This window comes from Streptomyces sp. NPDC043870 (assembly GCF_056435785.1).
In genome coordinates, this window is sequence record NZ_JBWKDT010000028.1 from 92,774 (window position 1) to 109,750 (window position 16,977).

A 16,977-nucleotide genomic window follows, 5' to 3' on the forward strand; every position below is an offset into this window, starting at 1 on the left:
AGAGGGAAGCGACATGTCGAAAGCGCCAGGGTGGCTGGACCGGCTGGGGGCCGGACTGACCCGGATGGGAGCACGGTTGGAGGAGCGCCGGGCCGAGGCCGCGAGTGCCGCCGAGGACGAGCCGCCGACCGGTTCCTCACCCGACAAGGTCCCGCCGCCGCCCACGTACGCCCCCGCTGTCGCCGCCAGACCCGATCCGGTCGCCGCGATCCCGTGGGGGATGCGGGTCGCGGCCGAGGCCGGCTGGCGGCTCCTCGTCCTCGCCGGCACGCTCTGGGTGCTGATGAAGGCGATCAGCGCGGTCCAGCTGGTCGTCCTCGCCTTCGTCGCCGCCCTGCTGATCACCGCCCTGCTCCAGCCCACGGTGACCCGGCTGAGGAAGATCGGCTTGCCGCGCGGGCTCGCCACCGCCGTCACCGCGGTCCTGGGCTTCGTCGTCATGGGCCTCGTCGGCTGGTTCGTGGTGTGGCAGGTCCTGGACAATCTGGACAATCTCGCCGACCGGGTCAAGGACGGTATCGAGGAGCTCAAACGCTGGCTCCTGGCCAGTCCGTTCCATGTCACCGAGCAGCAGATCAACGACATCGCCAAGAACCTCAGCGACACGATCGGCACCAACACCGAGGAGATCACCTCGGCCGGACTGCAGGGCGTGACCGTCATGGTCGAGATCCTCACCGGGATACTGCTGGCGATGTTCTCGACCCTCTTCCTGCTGTACGACGGGAAGCGGATCTGGCAGTGGACGCTGAAGCTGGTGCCCGCCCAGGCGAGGCCCGGTGTGGCCGGTGCGGGTCCGCGCGCGTGGCGGACGCTGACCGCCTATGTACGGGGCACGGTGGTGGTGGCCCTCATCGACGCGATCTTCATCGGCCTCGGCATCTACTTCCTCGACGTCCCGCTGGCCGTGCCGCTCGCCGTATTCATCTTCCTCTTCTCCTTCATTCCGCTGGTCGGTGCGGTCGTCTCGGGGGCGCTCGCGGTCGTCGTCGCGCTGGTCACCCAGGGCGTGTTCACCGCGCTGATGGTGCTGCTCGTGGTCCTCGCGGTGCAGCAGATAGAGGGCCATGTGCTGCAGCCGTTCATCCTGGGCCGCGCGGTCCGGGTGCATCCGCTCGCCGTCGTCCTGGCGGTCGCCGCGGGCGGTCTGACCGCCGGCATCGGCGGTGCGGTGGTCGCGGTGCCGCTGGTGGCGGTGACCAACACGGTCGTCGGCTATCTGCGGGCCTACGGGCAGGAACAGGCTGTTCGGATCGGGCCCGCGCCGCACGGCGCGACGGCGTACGAGGTGGCGCCGACGCCCGCGCCGGGAGAGCGACGGCAGTGATCTCGGAGCCGGAACTGGTGGGTGGTGCCGAAGTTCCCGCACCGCGGGCGGGCGAGGCCGCGCTAGGCGACTTCACAGCGGGCGGCGCTTCCGCGGGCGACTTCACGGCGGGCGGCGTCTCCGCCGCCGGTGCCGCGGCTGCCGATGTCCTCGTGGGCGGCGACGACGCGCCGACGAAGCCCCCGAAGCCCCCGCGGCCCCGGCGCGCCTGGCTGTGGGCGCTCGGCGGCGCGGTCGTCGCGTCGGCGCTGTGGGCGGGCGGGCTGTACGCGTACGAGCGGCCCGGCCCCGACCTCCAGGGCTACCGCGTCAGCCGGAATCTGTGTCTGGACGCGGAGTTCACCTCCCTCGGCGGGGCGCTCGGCGCGAGAACGGAAGCCATCGCGTCGGTCGACGAGCACGTGGCGCTCGACCGCGCGCACTGCAACTTCCAGCTCACCGGAACGGGCCAGAACCAGGAGTACCAGGTCACGGTCTCGTACGTGCTGCACAAGAAGACCGATCCGGGGGCGGAGTTCGAGGCGATGCGCCGCCCGTATGCGCCCGACGGCGATCCCCGCGGGGTCGAGCGGGCCGACGGCCTCGGCGAGCGTGCGTATCTGGTGATCCCCACCGAGGGGTACCCGTTGATGGACCTGGCCGTGCTCGACGGGCAGGCCGTGATCCGGGTCGGTGTCTCCGCCGTGTTCACGTACACGGGAGAGGACGACGCCGAGGTGCCGGCACCCGACCTCGACGAGCTGATGTCGCTCAAGGACCACGTCGTCGAGGACACGAGGCAGCTGATGGCCCGGCTCAAGCGCCCCGCGTGAGGGAACAGGCGCACGCAGAATGCTGAACACTTCCGGACGCCTTGGTAAAAGACGTTCACTACTGACCGGAAACCGAACAGCGGATGCCTAGCGTCCGCCTTTATGAAACACATACGCACAGCAGCCGGGCTCGGTCTCGCGCTGCTGTTCCTCGTACTGGGCATCGGCGCCCAGCCCGCGGTCGCGCATGTCTCGCGCGAGCACGCGGAGCTCGTGGTCGCGACCGGTGACAACGTCACCAGCGGCCGTCTCATCGTGCACAGCGACGTGGTGTCCCCCGCACAGGCCGGCGGCTGGGCTGCCGGACTGCTCCCGGCCGGCTGCCCGGCCACCGGCTCCGGAGTGCCCGGGGACAACGGCGGCGTGCCCGGCGGAGTCGTCATCGAGCTGGCGTGGAGCTGCCACGTCGACGCGCTCGACCTGAGCCCGCTGCTGGAGAAGGGCGGACTGACCCAGGTCGTCGTCGAGTTCGACGGCACCGCGGTCGACGCCTCCGCGGCCACCCCGCTCGTCGACGCCAAGGGCGCCCACGCGCCGCCCGTGTTCCCCTGGCTGACCGTCGCGCTCGTCACGGCGGCAGGTGTCGTACTGCTGCTCGCCGCGTCGCGGCTGCCGTCCCTGGTACGCGGGCTGCGCGCCTCTCGGCGCATCCGGCTTGCGACAGCCGGAGCCGTCGCCCTGTCGTTCCTCGCGCCCCAGGCGGCCTTCGCCGAGGACACCGATGCGGCGACCGTCGCCGTCGAGGGAACCGTCTTCAAGGACGCCAACGGAAACGGCAAGCGGGACAAGGGCGAGCGGGCCATGCCCGGCATCGACGTCACCGACGGCGCCGCCTGGACCACGACCGGCGCGGACGGCTCGTACAGCCTCCGGATCGACCCGAAGCGGCGCGAGACCGACCTCGTCAGCATTGTCTCGCCCGACGGCTACACGCCCGCGCTGCGCAAGGACTACATCCCGCAGTTCTTCCACAAGGTGCCCGAGACCGGCGGAACGGGCATCGACTTCGCGCTCGTACCCGACCGCAACGCCTCGAACCCCACCGAGAAGTGGGTCATGAACTCCGACACCGAGGTCGGCAACCGCACCGACGACGAGGCCCGCCGCGCCCTGCCCCAGTGGACCGGCCAGGTCCAGGCGATGTCCGAGGTCGACGGCGCGACGATGCAGATCGCGACCGGCGACCTCACCGTCACCGACTACGCGGCCGAGCCGCGCCGCCAGGGCGGCTACGACCTTTTCAGCAAGGGCCTGGAGGAAGGGCGGCTCGGCCACCCCTTCTACCCGGTGATGGGCAACCACGACTTCGGTGGCACGGCCACGTCCCAGGGCTACGCCGGCAGCATGGAGTACTACCGCCGCAACCTCGCGCCCGAGTGGTACAGCTTCGACCGGAACGGCCGTCACATCGTCGTCCTCGAGGACAACTACGACGCGAGCGGGCTCAGGCCGCAGCTGGAGTGGCTCCGCGAGGACCTCGCCCGCAACGCGGCCGGCAAGCAGGTCTTCGTCTTCGGACACCGCTCGCTGTTCACCCAGTGGGGCCCGGGCGCGGGCATGCAGCCCACGATCGACGAGCTCGCCAAGTACGACGTCCGGATGGTCGCCGCCGGTCACAACCAGCAGGCCGAGTTCCGGCGCGGCGCCTTCAAGCGGTCCGTCGAGATCAACAACCAGGGCACGTACGGCATCGACGGCGCCCACCCCGACTACAAGGTGCTCGACTTCAGCGGCATCACGGACGATCCCCGCACCCGCCGCAACGAGGACTCCGGCCATGTGACCGGCATCCACCGGCAGTTCGACATCGACGACGACTCCGCACTGGTCAGCCCCGCGCAGGGCAGTGTACACGGCGCCAAGGCCGGAGTGCCCGTCGAGGTGTACGCGGAGGACGACGGCCGCACGCCCGCGAAGGCGTCGCTGACCGTGCGCGACAAGCGCGGTTATGTGGTGGAGCGGACCACGGTGCGCTTCGGCCGGGCAGCCGCGCGGCCCGGCATCGAGAACTGCTACACCCCGCCCGGCGGCACGCCCGAGCCCTGCCCGGACGCACGCGGCGCATGGACCCGGGCGAGCGCCCGGCTGAGCGGGCTGCGGCCCGGCACGTACACCGCCGAATCGATCGCGTACGACACCCGGGGCAAGCAGTTCCCCGTGGTCAAGAACGCCTTCGCGGTCGTGCGGGACAGCGAGCTCGCCAGGCCGAGGACCGGTCAGGACTGGCTGCGGCAGGGCGGCGACGAGGCGGGGCGGTCCGCGAGCGGCGACGAGCCGGGCACGAAGCTCGACCTCAAGTGGGCCCGGCAGACCGGCGAGCAGTTCAACCTGAACGGCTCGGTGATCGCGGACGGCAAGCTGATCGTCTCGTCCCGCGCCTTCGACTCGCCGTACAGCATGATGCTCGGCTACGACATCGCATCCGGCCGTGAGATCTGGCGTACGTACCTGGACGGCGACGCCGAGTCGGCGCCGACGCTCCATGGCGGCACGGTCTATCTGACGACCGGTGTCGGACGGGTCTACGCACTGGACGCGGCGAACGGCCGTATCGTCTGGCAGTCGATCGACCGCGAGGAGGCCCACGGGGACACCGCGCGCCGATACGGCCGCGCGGGCGGACCGGTCAGCGTCTTCGGCCTCACCGGCCAGGACCGCACGGTCGCCGTCTACCAGGACGCGGGCATGATCCGCTGCCGGGACGCCGCGACCGGCGGGCTGCTGCCCGGCGGCTTCGGGGCCGCGTTCTCCTGGGGGCAGGCCCACAGCACGGCCATCCGCGAGCCCGGCTCCAACACCGCCTATCTGCACTCCATGTCGAGCAACACCGTCATCGCGATGGACCTCGCGCAGTGCAAGCAGCTGTGGGTGAAGGACACGGCGGGCGGCATCGACAGCCACTCGTCGCCCGTGCTGACCGACCCGAAGGCCCCGGGCGCCTCGGGCGGCGAGGCGAAGCTGGTGACGTTCACGGCGTCCGGCACCCGCGGCCACGACCCGAAGACGGGTGCGGTGACCTGGGAGTCCAAGCTGGGCGGCGGCAGCGTCTGCGAGCCGGGGCCCGCCCCGATCACCAGCCCGGCCGCGTGGGGCGACACCGCCTACCTCGCGGGTCGCGACGGTGTCGTACGCGCCTACGACACGAGTGCGGCCGATCCGTCGAAGCCGGTGTGGGAGTCCAAGTCCGGCTATCTGGCGGGGGAGAGCCCGCTGGACGACAAGTGGCGGGTCGCCATGGGCTGTTCGGCCGGTGCCGGTTCGCCGACGATGCACCCGCTGGTGACGAAGTCCCATGTGTACGTGGGGACCTGGGACGGACGGCTCCTCGTCCTGGACCGGTCGACAGGTACGCAGGTCGCCTCGTACGACCTCGGCGCGGGAGTGGCCTCGGCCCTCTCCGTGAGCGGTGACTGGGTCTTCGCCCTCACGGACGACGGCACCGTCCACGCGCTCGCCGCACGCCGCGACTGAGGGGAAGCACCGCCGTGCGATCACTCCGCACCGGGGTGCTGCTCCTGCTGGCCGCCGTCCCCGCGCTGCTCCTCGGCAGCGCGGGGACGGCGCAGGCGCACCCCTTCGGCACCCCGCCCGTCGTCAAGGTCGAGGCGGCGGGCGCCGCGGTCGACGCGACCTGGTCCGCGCAGCAGGACGACGTCGCCGTACTGAAGAAGGAGTCCGGCGGCGACGAGACGGGCTATCTGCGCTCACACATCGCCGTACGCCAGGACGGCCGCCCCTGTCGCATCGACGGGGCGGACGGGCTGAAGCTCCACTTCGTCTGCCCGCGTCCTGTGGACCGGATCGAGTTGACGGTGACCGCGCTGACGGACATCAATCCGGCCTACCGCACGGTGTCGGTGACGGACGCGGGCGGAGGCGGGCTGCACACGGCGAAGGAGCCGACGCGCACGCTCGCCCTCACATCGGCGGCTGCCGGGGGCGACCCGGTCTCCTCCGGCTGGTCCTGGACCACGGATCTGACGTCACTCCTGGACCAGGGGGGCGCCCTTCCACTGGCGCTCCTGGTGTCCGCCGCCGTGGGCGCGCTCCACGCCTGCGCACCCGGGCACGGCAAGTCGCTGGCCGCCGGATATCTGGTGGGCGGCCGGGGCAGACCGCGTGATGCGGTGTGGCTGGGCGGGATCGTCGCCGTGATGCATACGTTCTCGGTCGCGGCCCTGGCGGTCGGCTGGTGGCTGGCTGCGAACAGCACGCCGGACATCGCGGCGCTGACGGGCTGGCTCCAGCTGATCGCGGCGCTGGTGGTGGCGGGGGTGGGCGTGAGCCTGCTGCGGAGGCATCTGCGCCTCCGTAGCCACCACCATGATCACGGGCACGCGCACGGGCAGGGGCACGGCCAGGGGCATGGGCACGGACACGACCACGATCACGGCCATGGGCATGGACACGACCACGATCATGGGCGCGATCACGGGCACAGCCACCACATCCCGGACGCCCCGTCCCTGCTCACCTGGCGCGGCCTCGTGCTCCTGGGCGCATCGGGCGGTCTGCTGCCCTCGCCGTCCGCCTTCCTCGTGCTGCTCACCGGGCTGCTGACCGGCAAGGTCGGCATCGCCCTGGCGATGGTCGCGGCGTTCGGCCTCGGCATGGCGCTGACGCTCACCGGCGTCGGCCTGATCGTGCTGCGCGGCCGGGACGCGCTGCTGGACCGTGTCTCCCGCTCGTCGACCCTGCGCACGTGGACTCTGCGGATTCCGCTGTTCGCGGCCTCGGCGGTGGTGGCCGGAGGGACGGTGGCCTCGGCGGTGGCGGCCGGGCAGCTGCTTGCCCCGTAGTCGCCGTACGACGGGGGCGGGGGGGGGGGGGGGGGGGGGGGGGGGGGGGGGGGGGGGGGGGGGGGGGGGGGGGGGGGGGGGGGGGGGGGGGGGGGGGTGGGGGGGTGGGGGGGGGGGGGCGGGGGTGCGCAGTACGTGGGGCGTTTGTGGGCGTGGGGGGCGAGGGGGGGGGGGGGCACCCCGCCGGGAACAGGGCGGGGGGGGGCGCCCCGTCATGACTCCGCAGGTCAGCCCGCCATGACGGCTTCCGCTTCCAGCGTCGTACCGACCGCCTGGATCACCGAAGCGACCTTGAAGGCCTCCTGGATGACGTCACGGTCGACGCCCGCCTTGCGCAGGACCTGCTCGTGCGAGTCCAGGCACTGGCCGCAGCCGTTGATCGCGGAGACAGCGAGCGACCAGAGCTCGAAGTCGGTCTTCTCGACGCCCGGGTTGCCGATGACGTTCATCCGCAGACCGGCGCGCAGCGTCCCGTACTCGGGGTCCGACAGCAGGTGCCGGGTCCGGTAGAAGACGTTGTTCATCGCCATGATCGCGGCGGCCGACTTGGCGGCCGTGTACGCCTCGGCGGAGAGGTTGGCCTTGGCCTCCGGCTCCAGCTCGCGCAGCACGATCGGCGAGCGCGAGGCGATCGCGCAGGCCAGAACCGTGCCCCACAGCTGCTGCTGCGGAAGTTCGCTGTTGCCGATCACCGAACCGAGGTTCAGCTTGAGATCCTTGGCATAGTCCGGCAGTGCGGACTTCAGCTCATCGAGGGCCATGCTCACTCACCGGCCAGCAGCTTGACCGGGTCGAGGGTGTTCTCGCCCTTGGTCCAGTTGCAGGGGCAGAGCTCGTCGGTCTGCAGGGCGTCGAGGACCCGCAGGACCTCCTTGGGGTTACGGCCGACGGAGCCGGCGGTCACCATCGTGAACTGGATCTCGTTGTTCGGGTCGACGATGAAGACGGCGCGCTGCGCGAAGCCGTCCTCGCCCTCGATGCCCAGGTCGCGCATCAGCTCGTGCTTGGAGTCGGCCATCATCGGGAAGGGCAGGTCACGCAGGTCGGCGTGGTCCTTGCGCCAGGCGTGGTGGACGAACTCGGAGTCGCCGGAGAAGCCGAGGATCTGGGCGTCGCGGTCGGCGAACTCCTCGTTCAGCTTGCCGAACGCGGCGATCTCGGTGGGGCAGACGAAGGTGAAGTCCTTGGGCCACGCGAAGACGACCTTCCACTTGCCCTCGTAGGACTTGTGGGTGATCTGCTCGAATTCCTTGCCGCTCTCCAGCGAGACGCAGGCGGTCAGTTCGAACGTGGGGAACTGGTCACCAACAGTGAGCACGCGCTCTCCTTGCAGATTGGAAGTACCCCTTGTGAGGGCTTCCGGGGGTTGGACGGACCCTCAGACTGGCACAGAGTGCATTGATCACAGAAATAGCTAGAGTGGGTCATCGTGATCGGAGGTGCTTATCAGTGGCGGCAATGACTGCTGGAACGAATACGGTGAACCGGGGCAAGCAGCCCAGTCTCGCGCAGCTGCGTGCCTTCGCTGCCGTGGCCGAGCATCTGCACTTCCGGGACGCCGCTGCCGCTATCGGGATGAGTCAGCCCGCGCTCTCCGGCGCCGTGTCGGCGCTGGAGGAGGCACTGGGTGTCCAGCTGCTGGAGCGTACGACCCGGAAGGTGCTCCTGTCGCCCGCGGGGGAGCGGCTCGCGGTCCGGGCGAAGGCGGTCCTCGACGCGGTCGCCGAGCTGCTGGAGGAGGCCGAGGCGGTCCGGGCGCCCTTCACCGGAGTGCTCCGGCTCGGCGTGATCCCGACCGTGGCGCCGTATCTGCTTCCCACCGTGCTCCGGCTGGTCCACGAGCGCTATCCGGAGCTGGACCTCCAGGTGCACGAGGAGCAGACCTCGTCCCTGCTGGAGGGACTCTCGGCGGGCCGGCTCGACCTGCTGCTGCTCGCCGTCCCGCTCGGGGTGCCCGGAGTGAACGAACTCCCGCTCTTCGACGAGGACTTCGTGCTCGTGACGCACGGCGACCACTGGCTCGGCGGGCGCCACGACATCCCGCGCGACGCGCTGAAGGAGCTTCCGCTGCTGCTCCTCGACGAGGGGCACTGCCTGCGTGACCAGGCCCTCGACGTCTGCCGGGAGGCGGGCCGCACGGAGGGAGCCCCGGTGACCACGACCGCGGCCGGTCTGTCCACCCTGGTCCAGCTGGTCGCGGGCGGCCTCGGCGTGACGCTGCTCCCGCGCACCGCGGTGCACGTCGAGACCGGACGCGACCCAGCCCTCGTGACCGGCTACTTCGCGGACCCGGCGCCCACCCGCCGCATCGCCCTGGCGATGCGCGCCGGGGCGGCCCGCCAGGGCGAGTTCGAGGAGTTCGCCGACGCACTCCGGGAGGCCCTGGCGGACCTCCCGGTGCGGGTGGTGACCGGCTGACTCACTCCGTGCGCAGACCCTCGGGCCGCATGAGCCGCCACAGCGGCGGCAGGCTGAGCAAGGTCACGAGGAGAACGACACCGGCGCCGACACCGGACATCGAGAGCACCGGGAGCCAGTCGACGGACACCCGGGCGCTCGCCATCTTGAGCAGCACGGTGCCGAGGGCCAGACCCACCGCGGTGGCGAGCAGCAGCCCGAGCGCGATCGGCACCGCGGTCTGCCACAGCACCGACATGCCCAGAGTCGAGCGCCGGGTGCCGAAGGCGACGAGCGCGGACAGCAGCTTCTTGCGCTCGCGCAGCTGCTCCAGCTGGGAGACCAGCAGGCTCGCCCCGATCAGCAGCAGTACGCAGGTCGCCCCGATGAACAGCCCGGTGCGGATCGACGCGAAGCGGCTGGACTGCTCGGTGGCCTTGAGATGCATCGGCGTCAGCAACGGGTCGGCCTTCAGGATCGCCGTACGGGCGTGCTCGATCCCGTCCGGCACCTTCGGATCCAACTGGATGTAGATGGTGGCGAACCGCGTATCGCCGACGTTCCCGGGCGCCGCGCCGGGTGTGGCGAGGACGCCGCTCTGCTTGACGCCGGTCGGGTCCTCACGGCTCGCGACCTGCTTGGCGGTGCTGGGCAGCGTCCAGGCGACGGGCGCGGGCGCGTCCTCGTCGCCGTGGACGTTCCCCGCGTAGAGCTTGCGGCCGGGCTTCGCCACCGACTGCGTTCCCGAGTCGTCGTATCCGCCGTGCAGGACGAAGGCGTCGCCGTCCTTGCAGGAGGGCAGCTGCGCCAGTTCACGCAGCGCGGCACAGGTACCGATGGTGAGGCTGGTCGTCTGCTCCGAGTCGGGTGTGGCGGCGATCGAGACGCTGGTCAGCGGGACGGCCTTGGAAACCCCGTCGGCCTGCTCGATCTGCCGGGCGACGGCGGTGATCCGGGTGGCGGCCTCGCTGCCCTGCGGAACCAGCGCGGAGATCGCGGCGCGTGAGGGGTCCTCACCGGTGTTCCTGGTGTACGTGCCGTCGAGACCGGAGAACATCATCTGCAGCGCGATCGCGCCGGCCACCGCGACGGCGATGCCGTTGACCAGCCGGGCAGCGTTTCCGCTGCTCATCTGGAGCCGCCGGACAGCCAGTTGCCAGGACACTCCGCCACCGCCGAGCCGGGCCACGACCGTCTCGACGAGCCAGGGCAGCAGCGCCGTGATCCCGATCAGCAGCAGGACGACACCGCCGATGACCTGTGCCTGGTTGAAGTACCCGTTGTGGTTGCCCTGCCCGATCATCGGGTAGAGCAGGGCGAGTCCGGCCAGAGGCAGCAGCAGCCGCCACCAGATGCGCCGGCGGGCGGGCTTGGCGGTACGGACCACTCCGAGCGGCTCGATCACCACACTGCGCAGCGCGAACAGCGTCACCGCCACGGCAGCGGCCGGCACGGCGAGCCCGACGAGCGCCGCGAGCCACGGAGTGGGATCGAGGTCGCCGGGGAAGACGCTCAGCCGGTACAGGTCGACTCCGGCCGCCGACTGGCGTACCGCGAAGAACAACCCCGTGCCGATGGCCAGACCGGCCAGGGAACCGGCGAGCGCTTCTCCCGCCGCGATCCGGCGCGCCATCCGGCCGTCGGCGCCGATGAGGCGCAGCGCGGCCAGACGGCGGTCGCGGCGCTCGCCGCCGAAGCGCACGGCGGCCGCGATGAAGACGGCGACGGGCGTCAGCAGGGCGACGAACACCAAGGTGAGCAGGAGAAGGAGTACGGGGTCCTGGGGCTCCGGCTCGGTGGAGTTGTCGAAGCCGGTGACCCGAGGGACCTTCCCGTCGAGCGGCTTCAGGGTGTCGCTGCCCGCGTAGTACGCGAGTTCGCTGGGGCCGACCAGACCCTGGTCGCCGATGATCGCGGTGACCTTCCCGTCCAGCCGCTCGCGCAGGAGCTTGCCGTCCGCGGACTTGAGCAGCTTGTCGAGCGCGGGCGACACGGCCATCTCGCCCGCTGCCGGGAAGGACCGCAGACCGGGCGGAACCGGCGCGTCCGGGCCCTCCGGCCTGAGCAGCCTGCCGTAGATGTCCTCGCCGCGGTAGCGGGTGTCGACCTCGGCGATGAGCAGCGTGTCGTGCCCGGCCTTCTCGGCGGTCGGCGCGGTCTGGTCGCTGCGGGCGCTCGCGCGTGCGTCGCGTCCGCCCAGCGCGCTCGGGATCGCGGTCGTGACCAGCAGCAGCGCCACGCCCAGACCGACGCCGACACCGGTGAGCAGGGTGCGGGTCCACCCCTCCCGGCCGCCGCTCAGCGCGAACCTGGCGCCCATGAGCAGATCGCGCGCCCAGACACGGGCGGTCATATGGCCCGCTCCATGTCCCGGGACCTGCCGTCGCGTACGACGATCTCGCGGTCCGAGTACGCGGCCACCCGAGCCTCGTGCGTGACGAGGACGACGGCGGCGTTCGTGGACCGGGCGGCCTCCGTGAGCAGCTCCATCACCCGCTCGCCGTTGAGGGAGTCGAGCGCGCCGGTCGGCTCGTCGGCGAACAGCACCCGCGGGCCGGTGACCAGGGAACGGGCCACGGCGACACGCTGGCCCTGGCCGCCGGAGACCTCACCGGGGCGCTTGGCGGCGAGGTCGTCGACCTCCAGGCGCTCCATCCACCGCAGCGCGGTGCGCTCGGCCTCCTTGCGCTTGGTGCCGTTCAGCCGCAGCGGCAGCGCCACGTTCTCGACGCAGGTCAGCTCGGGCACGAGCTGGCCGAACTGGAAGACGAAGCCGAACTCGCTGCGGCGCAGCGCGCTGCGCTCCGCGTCGTTCATCGCCGACAGCTCACGGCCGTCGTAGGTGATGGTGCCCGAGTCGGGGGTGACGATCCCGGCGAGGCAGTGCAGGAGCGTCGACTTGCCGGAGCCGGAGGGGCCCATGACGGCGACGACCTCGCCGGGGTGGATGGAGAACTCGGCGCCGTCCAGCGCGTCGGTGGGCCCGTAGGTCTTGCGGAGGTTGTCCGCGACGAGCAGGGAGCCGGCGGGGGTCATGCGGTCACCGCCTTCGCGAGCTGGTCGAGGCGGGCGGCGGCCAGCTCCAGCCAGCGCAGGTCGGCCTCCAGGTGGAAGAGCGCGTGGTCGCAGATGAGCTGGTCGGCGAGGTCGCCGCGGCGCTTGCGATCGGTGAGGATGCGCATCAGCCGCAGATGCTCCGAACGCTGTGTGTCGAGCAGTTCGGCTGCGCTGCGGCCGGTGAGCAGTGCGAGGACGACCTTGGTGTAGAGGGTCGACTGGAGGTACGGCTCCGGCTTCTCGGGCGTGGCGAGCCACTGGGCGACATCGGTGATGCCGGCTTCGGTGATCGCGTACCGCTTGCGCTCGGGGCCGCCTCCCGCCTCAATGCCGTCGACCTCGACGAGGCCGTTCTTCAGCAGCCGGGACATCGTCGAATAGACCTGTCCGTAGTGCAGCGGCCGGTCGTGGCCGAACTTCTCGTCGAAGGTGCGCTTCAGGTCGTAACCGTGGCGGGGTCCGGACTCCAGGAGCCCGAGGAGCGTGTGACCGATTGACATGACGAGGACTCTACACAGTGCGTATACCTCGTGTGTATACGTACTGTGTAGAGTCAGCTCGCGGGCGACTGTCCTTGCAGGTCAGGGCCGATTGTCACGGTTCGGAACGGCGGGATCCGGAGGCTCCCGACCGGGCGGAAGCTGCCGACCGTGCGGAGGCTCCTGGCCCGGCGGAGGCTGCCGACCGTGCGGAGGCTCCTGGCCGGGCGGAGGTTCCTGGCCCGGTGGGACCTTCGGTGGCCGCCCCCGCCGGGGGATCGGCTTGACGCTGCCAGGGAGCCGTCCCGCCTCCGACAAAGCCCGTCGGAGCAGGAACTCGATCTGCGCGTTGGCGCTGCGCAGCTCGTCGGAGGCCCAGCGGGCGAGCGCCTCGTACACCGCCGGGTCCAGCCGCAGCAGTACCTGCTTCCGCTCGGGGGGCGTCACTGGTAGAGCGTGCCCGTGTTGAGGACCGGCTGGGCGGAGCGGTCTCCGCACAGCACCACCATCAGGTTGGACACCATCGCCGCCTTGCGCTCGTCGTCCAGTTCCACGAAGCCCTCCTCCGAGATCCGGGAGAGCGCGGCCTCCACCATGCCGACCGCACCGTCCACGATCTGCCGGCGGGCGGCGACCATCGCGCCCGCCTGCTGGCGCTGGAGCATCGCCGAGGCGATCTCCGGGGCGTAGGCGAGATGCGTGAAGCGGGACTCGATGATGTGGACGCCCGCGGCCTCCACGCGCGCGTGCAGTTCGGCCGCGAGCTTCTCGGTGATCTCCTCGGCGTTGCCGCGCAGCGACAGCCCGTCCTCTTCATGGGCGTCGTAGGGGTACTCGATCGCGATGTGCCGGACCGCCGCCTCGGTCTGCGTGGACACGAACTCCAGGAAGTCGTCCACCTCGAACAGCGCCTGTGCGGTGTCCTCGACCTTCCACACCACCACGGCGGCCAGCTCGATCGGGTTGCCGTACGCGTCGTTGACCTTGAGGATCGCGGTCTCGTGGTTGCGTACCCGGGTCGAGATCTTCTCGCGCGAGGTCAGCGGGTTCACCCAACGCAGCCCGTCCGTGCGGATCGTGCCGCGGTAGCGGCCGAAGAGCTGGACCACCCGGGCCTCGCCCGGCGCCACCATGTTCAGCCCGGACATCGCGAAGAGCGCCGCGACCGCCACGGCGATGCCGCCCAGGATCAGAGTCACCTTCGCCGCGTCCGAACTCCGCGTGGAGCCGGCCACGACCAACGCGACGCCGGCCGCCACGCCGACGAGTCCGAGCAGGAGAGCGAGGCCGCCGCCGATGCTGTGCGCGGCGAACTCGCGGACCCGCGGCGCGGGCATCTCGGGCGTGTCCTCGTGAAGGGATCTGCTGGTCGCAGGCATGTTCCGTCCCCGTTTCCCGGCCGTGCGCGACGGCCGTCTGAGCTAGCAATGTGATTACACATTATCTGACTCAGCAACCCTGCGCACCTCTCGTGAGTCGGTTCCCTAGAGACAGGTGCTGATTCTCACGTCCGGAAAAGGCCGGATCAGTTGTCCTTTGTCGGTACGAGCGGTGTTAGCTTTCTGAGCTGATCTGGCAGCGACCGCCGGCGTACGAGGCGAAGATCAACGCAGAAGCAGCACGCAGCACGCAGAACGCGGAACGCGGTACAGAGAGCGGAGCAACGGAGCGATGGGCCGAGCGGAAGCGCGACGAGCCCGGCAGCGCGGTGCGCGCCGGGCGAAGAAAGCCGGGGGCATACGGCGCTTCTTCACCTGGAAGAAGATGCTGGGCACGTTCTTCACCCTGTGCCTGCTGCTGATGGGCGCGTTCGTCGTGGTCTATCTGCTCGTGCCGGTGCCGAAGGGCAACGCCCAGGCGACGATGCAGAGCAACGTCTACAAGTACAGCGACGGCACCGTCCTGGCCCGCACCGGAGAGATCAACCGCGAGATCGTCGGCCTGGAGAAGATCCCGAAGCCGGTTCAGATGACGTTCGTCGCCGCCGAGAACAAGACCTTCTTCAAGGACTCGGGCGTCGACTTCAAGGGCACTGCCCGTGGTCTCCTCAACACCCTTACCGGCAAGGGCAAGCAAGGTGGCTCGACCATCACCCAGCAGTACGTCAAGAACTACTACCTGAACCAGGACCAGACGGTCACCCGCAAGCTCAAGGAGCTGGTGATCTCCCTGAAGGTGGACCGCGAGAACGAGAAGGACGAGATCCTCGCGGGCTACATCAACACCAGCTACTACGGGCGCGGCGCCTACGGCATCCAGGCCGCGGCGCAGGCGTACTACGGCAAGGACGCAGGGAAGCTCAACGTCGCGGAGGGCGCGTACCTCGCCGCCCTGCTCCAGGCCCCGAGCCAGTACGACTGGGCGGTCGCCTCCCCGACCGGCAGGAAGCTGGTCACCGAGCGCTGGAACTACGTCCTGAACAACATGGTCGAGGAGGACTGGCTGGACTCCGCAGAACGTGCCGGCCTCAAGTTCCCCGTACCCAAGCCCCCGAAGGCCGCCCCCGGCATGGGAGGCCAGACCGGCTATCTCGTCGAGGCGGCCAACGCCGAGCTGGCGGCGCGCCACGACATCAGCGAGGAGGAGATCAAGGCCGGCGGCTGGACCATCACGCTCAACATCGACAAGAAGCGCCAGAAGGCGCTCGTCGAGGCCGTCGACGATCAGCTGGAGAAGAAGCTCGACCGCAAGGCCGACAAGCGCGACGCGACCGTCCAGGCGGGTGCGACCTCCGTCGACCCGAAGACCGGCAAAGTCGTCGCGCTGTACGGCGGCATCGGAGCGACCGAGCACTGGCTGTCCAACGCCACCCGGCGCGACTACCAGCCCGCCTCCACCTTCAAGCCCATCGTGCTCGCCTCCGCCCTGGAGAACGAGTCGGTGACCCAGGACGACAAGCCGATCGGCCTGAACACCGTCTACGACGGCACCAGCAAGCGGCCGGTCGAGGGCAGCGACACCCCCTTCGCGCCGGAGAACGAGGACGACAGGGACTACGGCAAGGTCACCGTCCAGCGGGCCACGAACAGCTCGATCAACTCGGTCTACGCCCAGATGATCGTGGACGTCGGCCCGGACAAGGTGAAGAAGACCGCGCTCGGCCTCGGTATGAAGGACGGCGAGGGCTGGCCGGTGCGGCCCGCCATGTCGCTCGGCACGATGGGCGCCTCCCCCTGGGACATGGCCGGGGTGTACGCGACCCTCGACAACCACGGCAAGAAGGTCACGCCGTCGATCGTGGCCAAGGCCGAGCACATGGTCCGCACGGTCAACGCGGAAGAGGCGGACGGCGAGCAGGTGATCAGCCGTGAGGCGGCGGACACCGTGACCCAGGCCATGACCGGCGTCGTGAAGAGCGGCTCGGGCCAGAACGCGCGGGGCGACTACTTCGCCGCCGGCAAGACCGGTACCTCGGAGAACAACCGCTCGGCGTGGTTCGTGGGCTACACACCCCAACTCGTCACCGCGGTCGGCCTTTTCGGTGAGGATCCCAAGGGCAACCAGGTCACCCTGACCGACACGGTCAACGAGGGCCGCGCCAACGGTGGTGGCGTCCCGGCCCTGATCTGGCAGCAGTACACGACCGGCGCCCTCGACGGGGGCTCGGACGAGGAATTCGACCTGGAGGTCGCGGAGTCCGTGATCGAGGAGCCCACGTCGACGCCGACGGTGACGCCTTCGGAGACCGAGAAGACGAAGGGCCCGGACGACAAGCCGACGAAGACGAAGGGCCCGGACAAGCCGACCCGTACGCCGGACAACACCCCGACGGGCTCGCCCACCGGGCCGGGCGACTCCTCGGGCACCGACAACGGTGGCACCACGGACGGCGGTACGACCGACGGTGGCACCACCGACGGCGGTACCACCGACGGTGGCACCACCGACGGCGGTACCACCGACGCAGGCACCACGGACGGCACGACGGACGGCACGACGTCGGGCGTCCGGCCGCCCAGGACGTAGTGCCTGCCACCGGCAGGCAGTTGTGAGGAAGGCCCGGGGGGCGTACGCGCGCCGGGGCGCTTTCTTCCGGAGTCCCCCCCCCGTTTTTCGAGTGGGGACGGAAGAGTTCCCATCGGCCCCCTGGATGGGCCGCCGACGGG

13 protein-coding genes are annotated in these 16,977 nt (G+C 70.6%); 6 read left to right on the plus strand and 7 right to left on the minus strand.

The features are described 5' to 3' along the window. Window positions 1-13: 13 nt before the first annotated feature. The 4 genes from AC0699_RS28260 to AC0699_RS28275 all read left to right on the plus strand — a co-directional run bounded on the left by AC0699_RS28260 (window position 14) and on the right by AC0699_RS28275 (window position 6,938). Window positions 14-1,327: an AI-2E family transporter gene (locus AC0699_RS28260; protein WP_478665607.1), complete on the plus strand. Its 1,314-nt coding sequence runs from the start codon at window positions 14-16 to the stop codon at window positions 1,325-1,327. Next, complete coding sequence (locus AC0699_RS28265; RefSeq protein ID WP_478665609.1) at window positions 1,324-2,139, plus strand: hypothetical protein; 816 nt, start codon at window positions 1,324-1,326, stop codon at window positions 2,137-2,139. Before AC0699_RS28260 ends, AC0699_RS28265 begins: the two co-directional genes overlap by 4 nt. Before the next feature lie 102 nt (window positions 2,140-2,241). Then, on the plus strand, window positions 2,242-5,610 hold the full coding sequence (locus AC0699_RS28270) for an outer membrane protein assembly factor BamB family protein (protein ID WP_478665612.1): 3,369 nt from the start codon (window positions 2,242-2,244) through the stop codon (window positions 5,608-5,610). A gap of 14 nt (window positions 5,611-5,624) precedes the next feature. Further along, on the plus strand, window positions 5,625-6,938 hold the full coding sequence (locus tag AC0699_RS28275; RefSeq protein WP_478665614.1) for a hypothetical protein: 1,314 nt from the start codon (window positions 5,625-5,627) through the stop codon (window positions 6,936-6,938). 227 nt (window positions 6,939-7,165) lie between these two features. Here the strand turns inward: AC0699_RS28275 and AC0699_RS28280 are convergent, their stop codons facing one another. Next, window positions 7,166-7,699: an alkyl hydroperoxide reductase gene (locus AC0699_RS28280; protein ID WP_478665617.1), complete on the minus strand. Its 534-nt coding sequence runs from the start codon at window positions 7,697-7,699 to the stop codon at window positions 7,166-7,168. Between the two features lie 2 nt (window positions 7,700-7,701). Next, complete coding sequence (locus tag AC0699_RS28285; protein WP_469769094.1) at window positions 7,702-8,256, minus strand: peroxiredoxin; 555 nt, start codon at window positions 8,254-8,256, stop codon at window positions 7,702-7,704. A gap of 140 nt (window positions 8,257-8,396) precedes the next feature. Here AC0699_RS28285 and AC0699_RS28290 point away from each other — a divergent pair, with 140 nt between their 5' ends. Then, window positions 8,397-9,356: a hydrogen peroxide-inducible genes activator gene (locus tag AC0699_RS28290; RefSeq protein ID WP_478665618.1), complete on the plus strand. Its 960-nt coding sequence runs from the start codon at window positions 8,397-8,399 to the stop codon at window positions 9,354-9,356. 1 nt (window position 9,357) lies between these two features. Here AC0699_RS28290 and AC0699_RS28295 read toward each other — a convergent pair whose 3' ends face one another. From AC0699_RS28295 to AC0699_RS28315, 5 genes are all read right to left on the minus strand, one after another. Continuing rightward, window positions 9,358-11,688, minus strand: a complete 2,331-nt coding sequence (locus tag AC0699_RS28295; protein ID WP_478665621.1) for an ABC transporter permease — start codon at window positions 11,686-11,688, stop codon at window positions 9,358-9,360. Beyond that, a complete protein-coding gene (locus AC0699_RS28300) occupies window positions 11,685-12,371 on the minus strand; it encodes an ABC transporter ATP-binding protein (protein WP_478665623.1) in 687 nt (228 codons plus the stop codon). The genes AC0699_RS28295 and AC0699_RS28300 overlap by 4 nt, the downstream gene beginning before the upstream one ends. Continuing rightward, window positions 12,368-12,892 (minus strand): PadR family transcriptional regulator, encoded by a 525-nt coding sequence (locus AC0699_RS28305; protein ID WP_453666149.1) that lies wholly within the window; start codon window positions 12,890-12,892, stop codon window positions 12,368-12,370. The genes AC0699_RS28300 and AC0699_RS28305 overlap by 4 nt, the downstream gene beginning before the upstream one ends. Before the next feature lie 81 nt (window positions 12,893-12,973). After that, complete coding sequence (locus AC0699_RS28310; RefSeq protein WP_478665626.1) at window positions 12,974-13,318, minus strand: type II toxin-antitoxin system antitoxin; 345 nt, start codon at window positions 13,316-13,318, stop codon at window positions 12,974-12,976. Beyond that, a complete protein-coding gene (locus AC0699_RS28315; protein ID WP_478665627.1) occupies window positions 13,315-14,250 on the minus strand; it encodes an SPFH domain-containing protein in 936 nt (311 codons plus the stop codon). The genes AC0699_RS28310 and AC0699_RS28315 overlap by 4 nt, the downstream gene beginning before the upstream one ends. 292 nt (window positions 14,251-14,542) lie before the next feature. On the opposite strand from AC0699_RS28315, the gene AC0699_RS28320 reads away from it, so the two are divergent. Continuing rightward, window positions 14,543-16,837, plus strand: a complete 2,295-nt coding sequence (locus tag AC0699_RS28320; protein ID WP_478665631.1) for a transglycosylase domain-containing protein — start codon at window positions 14,543-14,545, stop codon at window positions 16,835-16,837. The last annotated feature ends 140 nt before the right edge of the window (window positions 16,838-16,977 follow it).

Bases quoted from the DNA above. Each gene is read 5' to 3' on its own strand.
- AC0699_RS28315 (WP_478665627.1), bottom strand. From the start codon at position 14,250: ATGCCTGCGACCAGCAGATCCCTTCACGAGGACACGCCCGAGATGCCC.
- AC0699_RS28280 (WP_478665617.1), bottom strand. From the start codon at position 7,699: ATGGCCCTCGATGAGCTGAAGTCCGCACTGCCGGACTATGCCAAGGAT.
- AC0699_RS28295 (WP_478665621.1), bottom strand. From the start codon at position 11,688: ATGACCGCCCGTGTCTGGGCGCGCGATCTGCTCATGGGCGCCAGGTTC.
- AC0699_RS28305 (WP_453666149.1), bottom strand. From the start codon at position 12,892: ATGTCAATCGGTCACACGCTCCTCGGGCTCCTGGAGTCCGGACCCCGC.
- AC0699_RS28290 (WP_478665618.1), top strand. From the start codon at position 8,397: ATGACTGCTGGAACGAATACGGTGAACCGGGGCAAGCAGCCCAGTCTC.
- AC0699_RS28270 (WP_478665612.1), top strand. From the start codon at position 2,242: ATGAAACACATACGCACAGCAGCCGGGCTCGGTCTCGCGCTGCTGTTC.
- AC0699_RS28320 (WP_478665631.1), top strand. From the start codon at position 14,543: ATGGGCCGAGCGGAAGCGCGACGAGCCCGGCAGCGCGGTGCGCGCCGG.
- AC0699_RS28260 (WP_478665607.1), top strand. From the start codon at position 14: ATGTCGAAAGCGCCAGGGTGGCTGGACCGGCTGGGGGCCGGACTGACC.
- AC0699_RS28300 (WP_478665623.1), bottom strand. From the start codon at position 12,371: ATGACCCCCGCCGGCTCCCTGCTCGTCGCGGACAACCTCCGCAAGACC.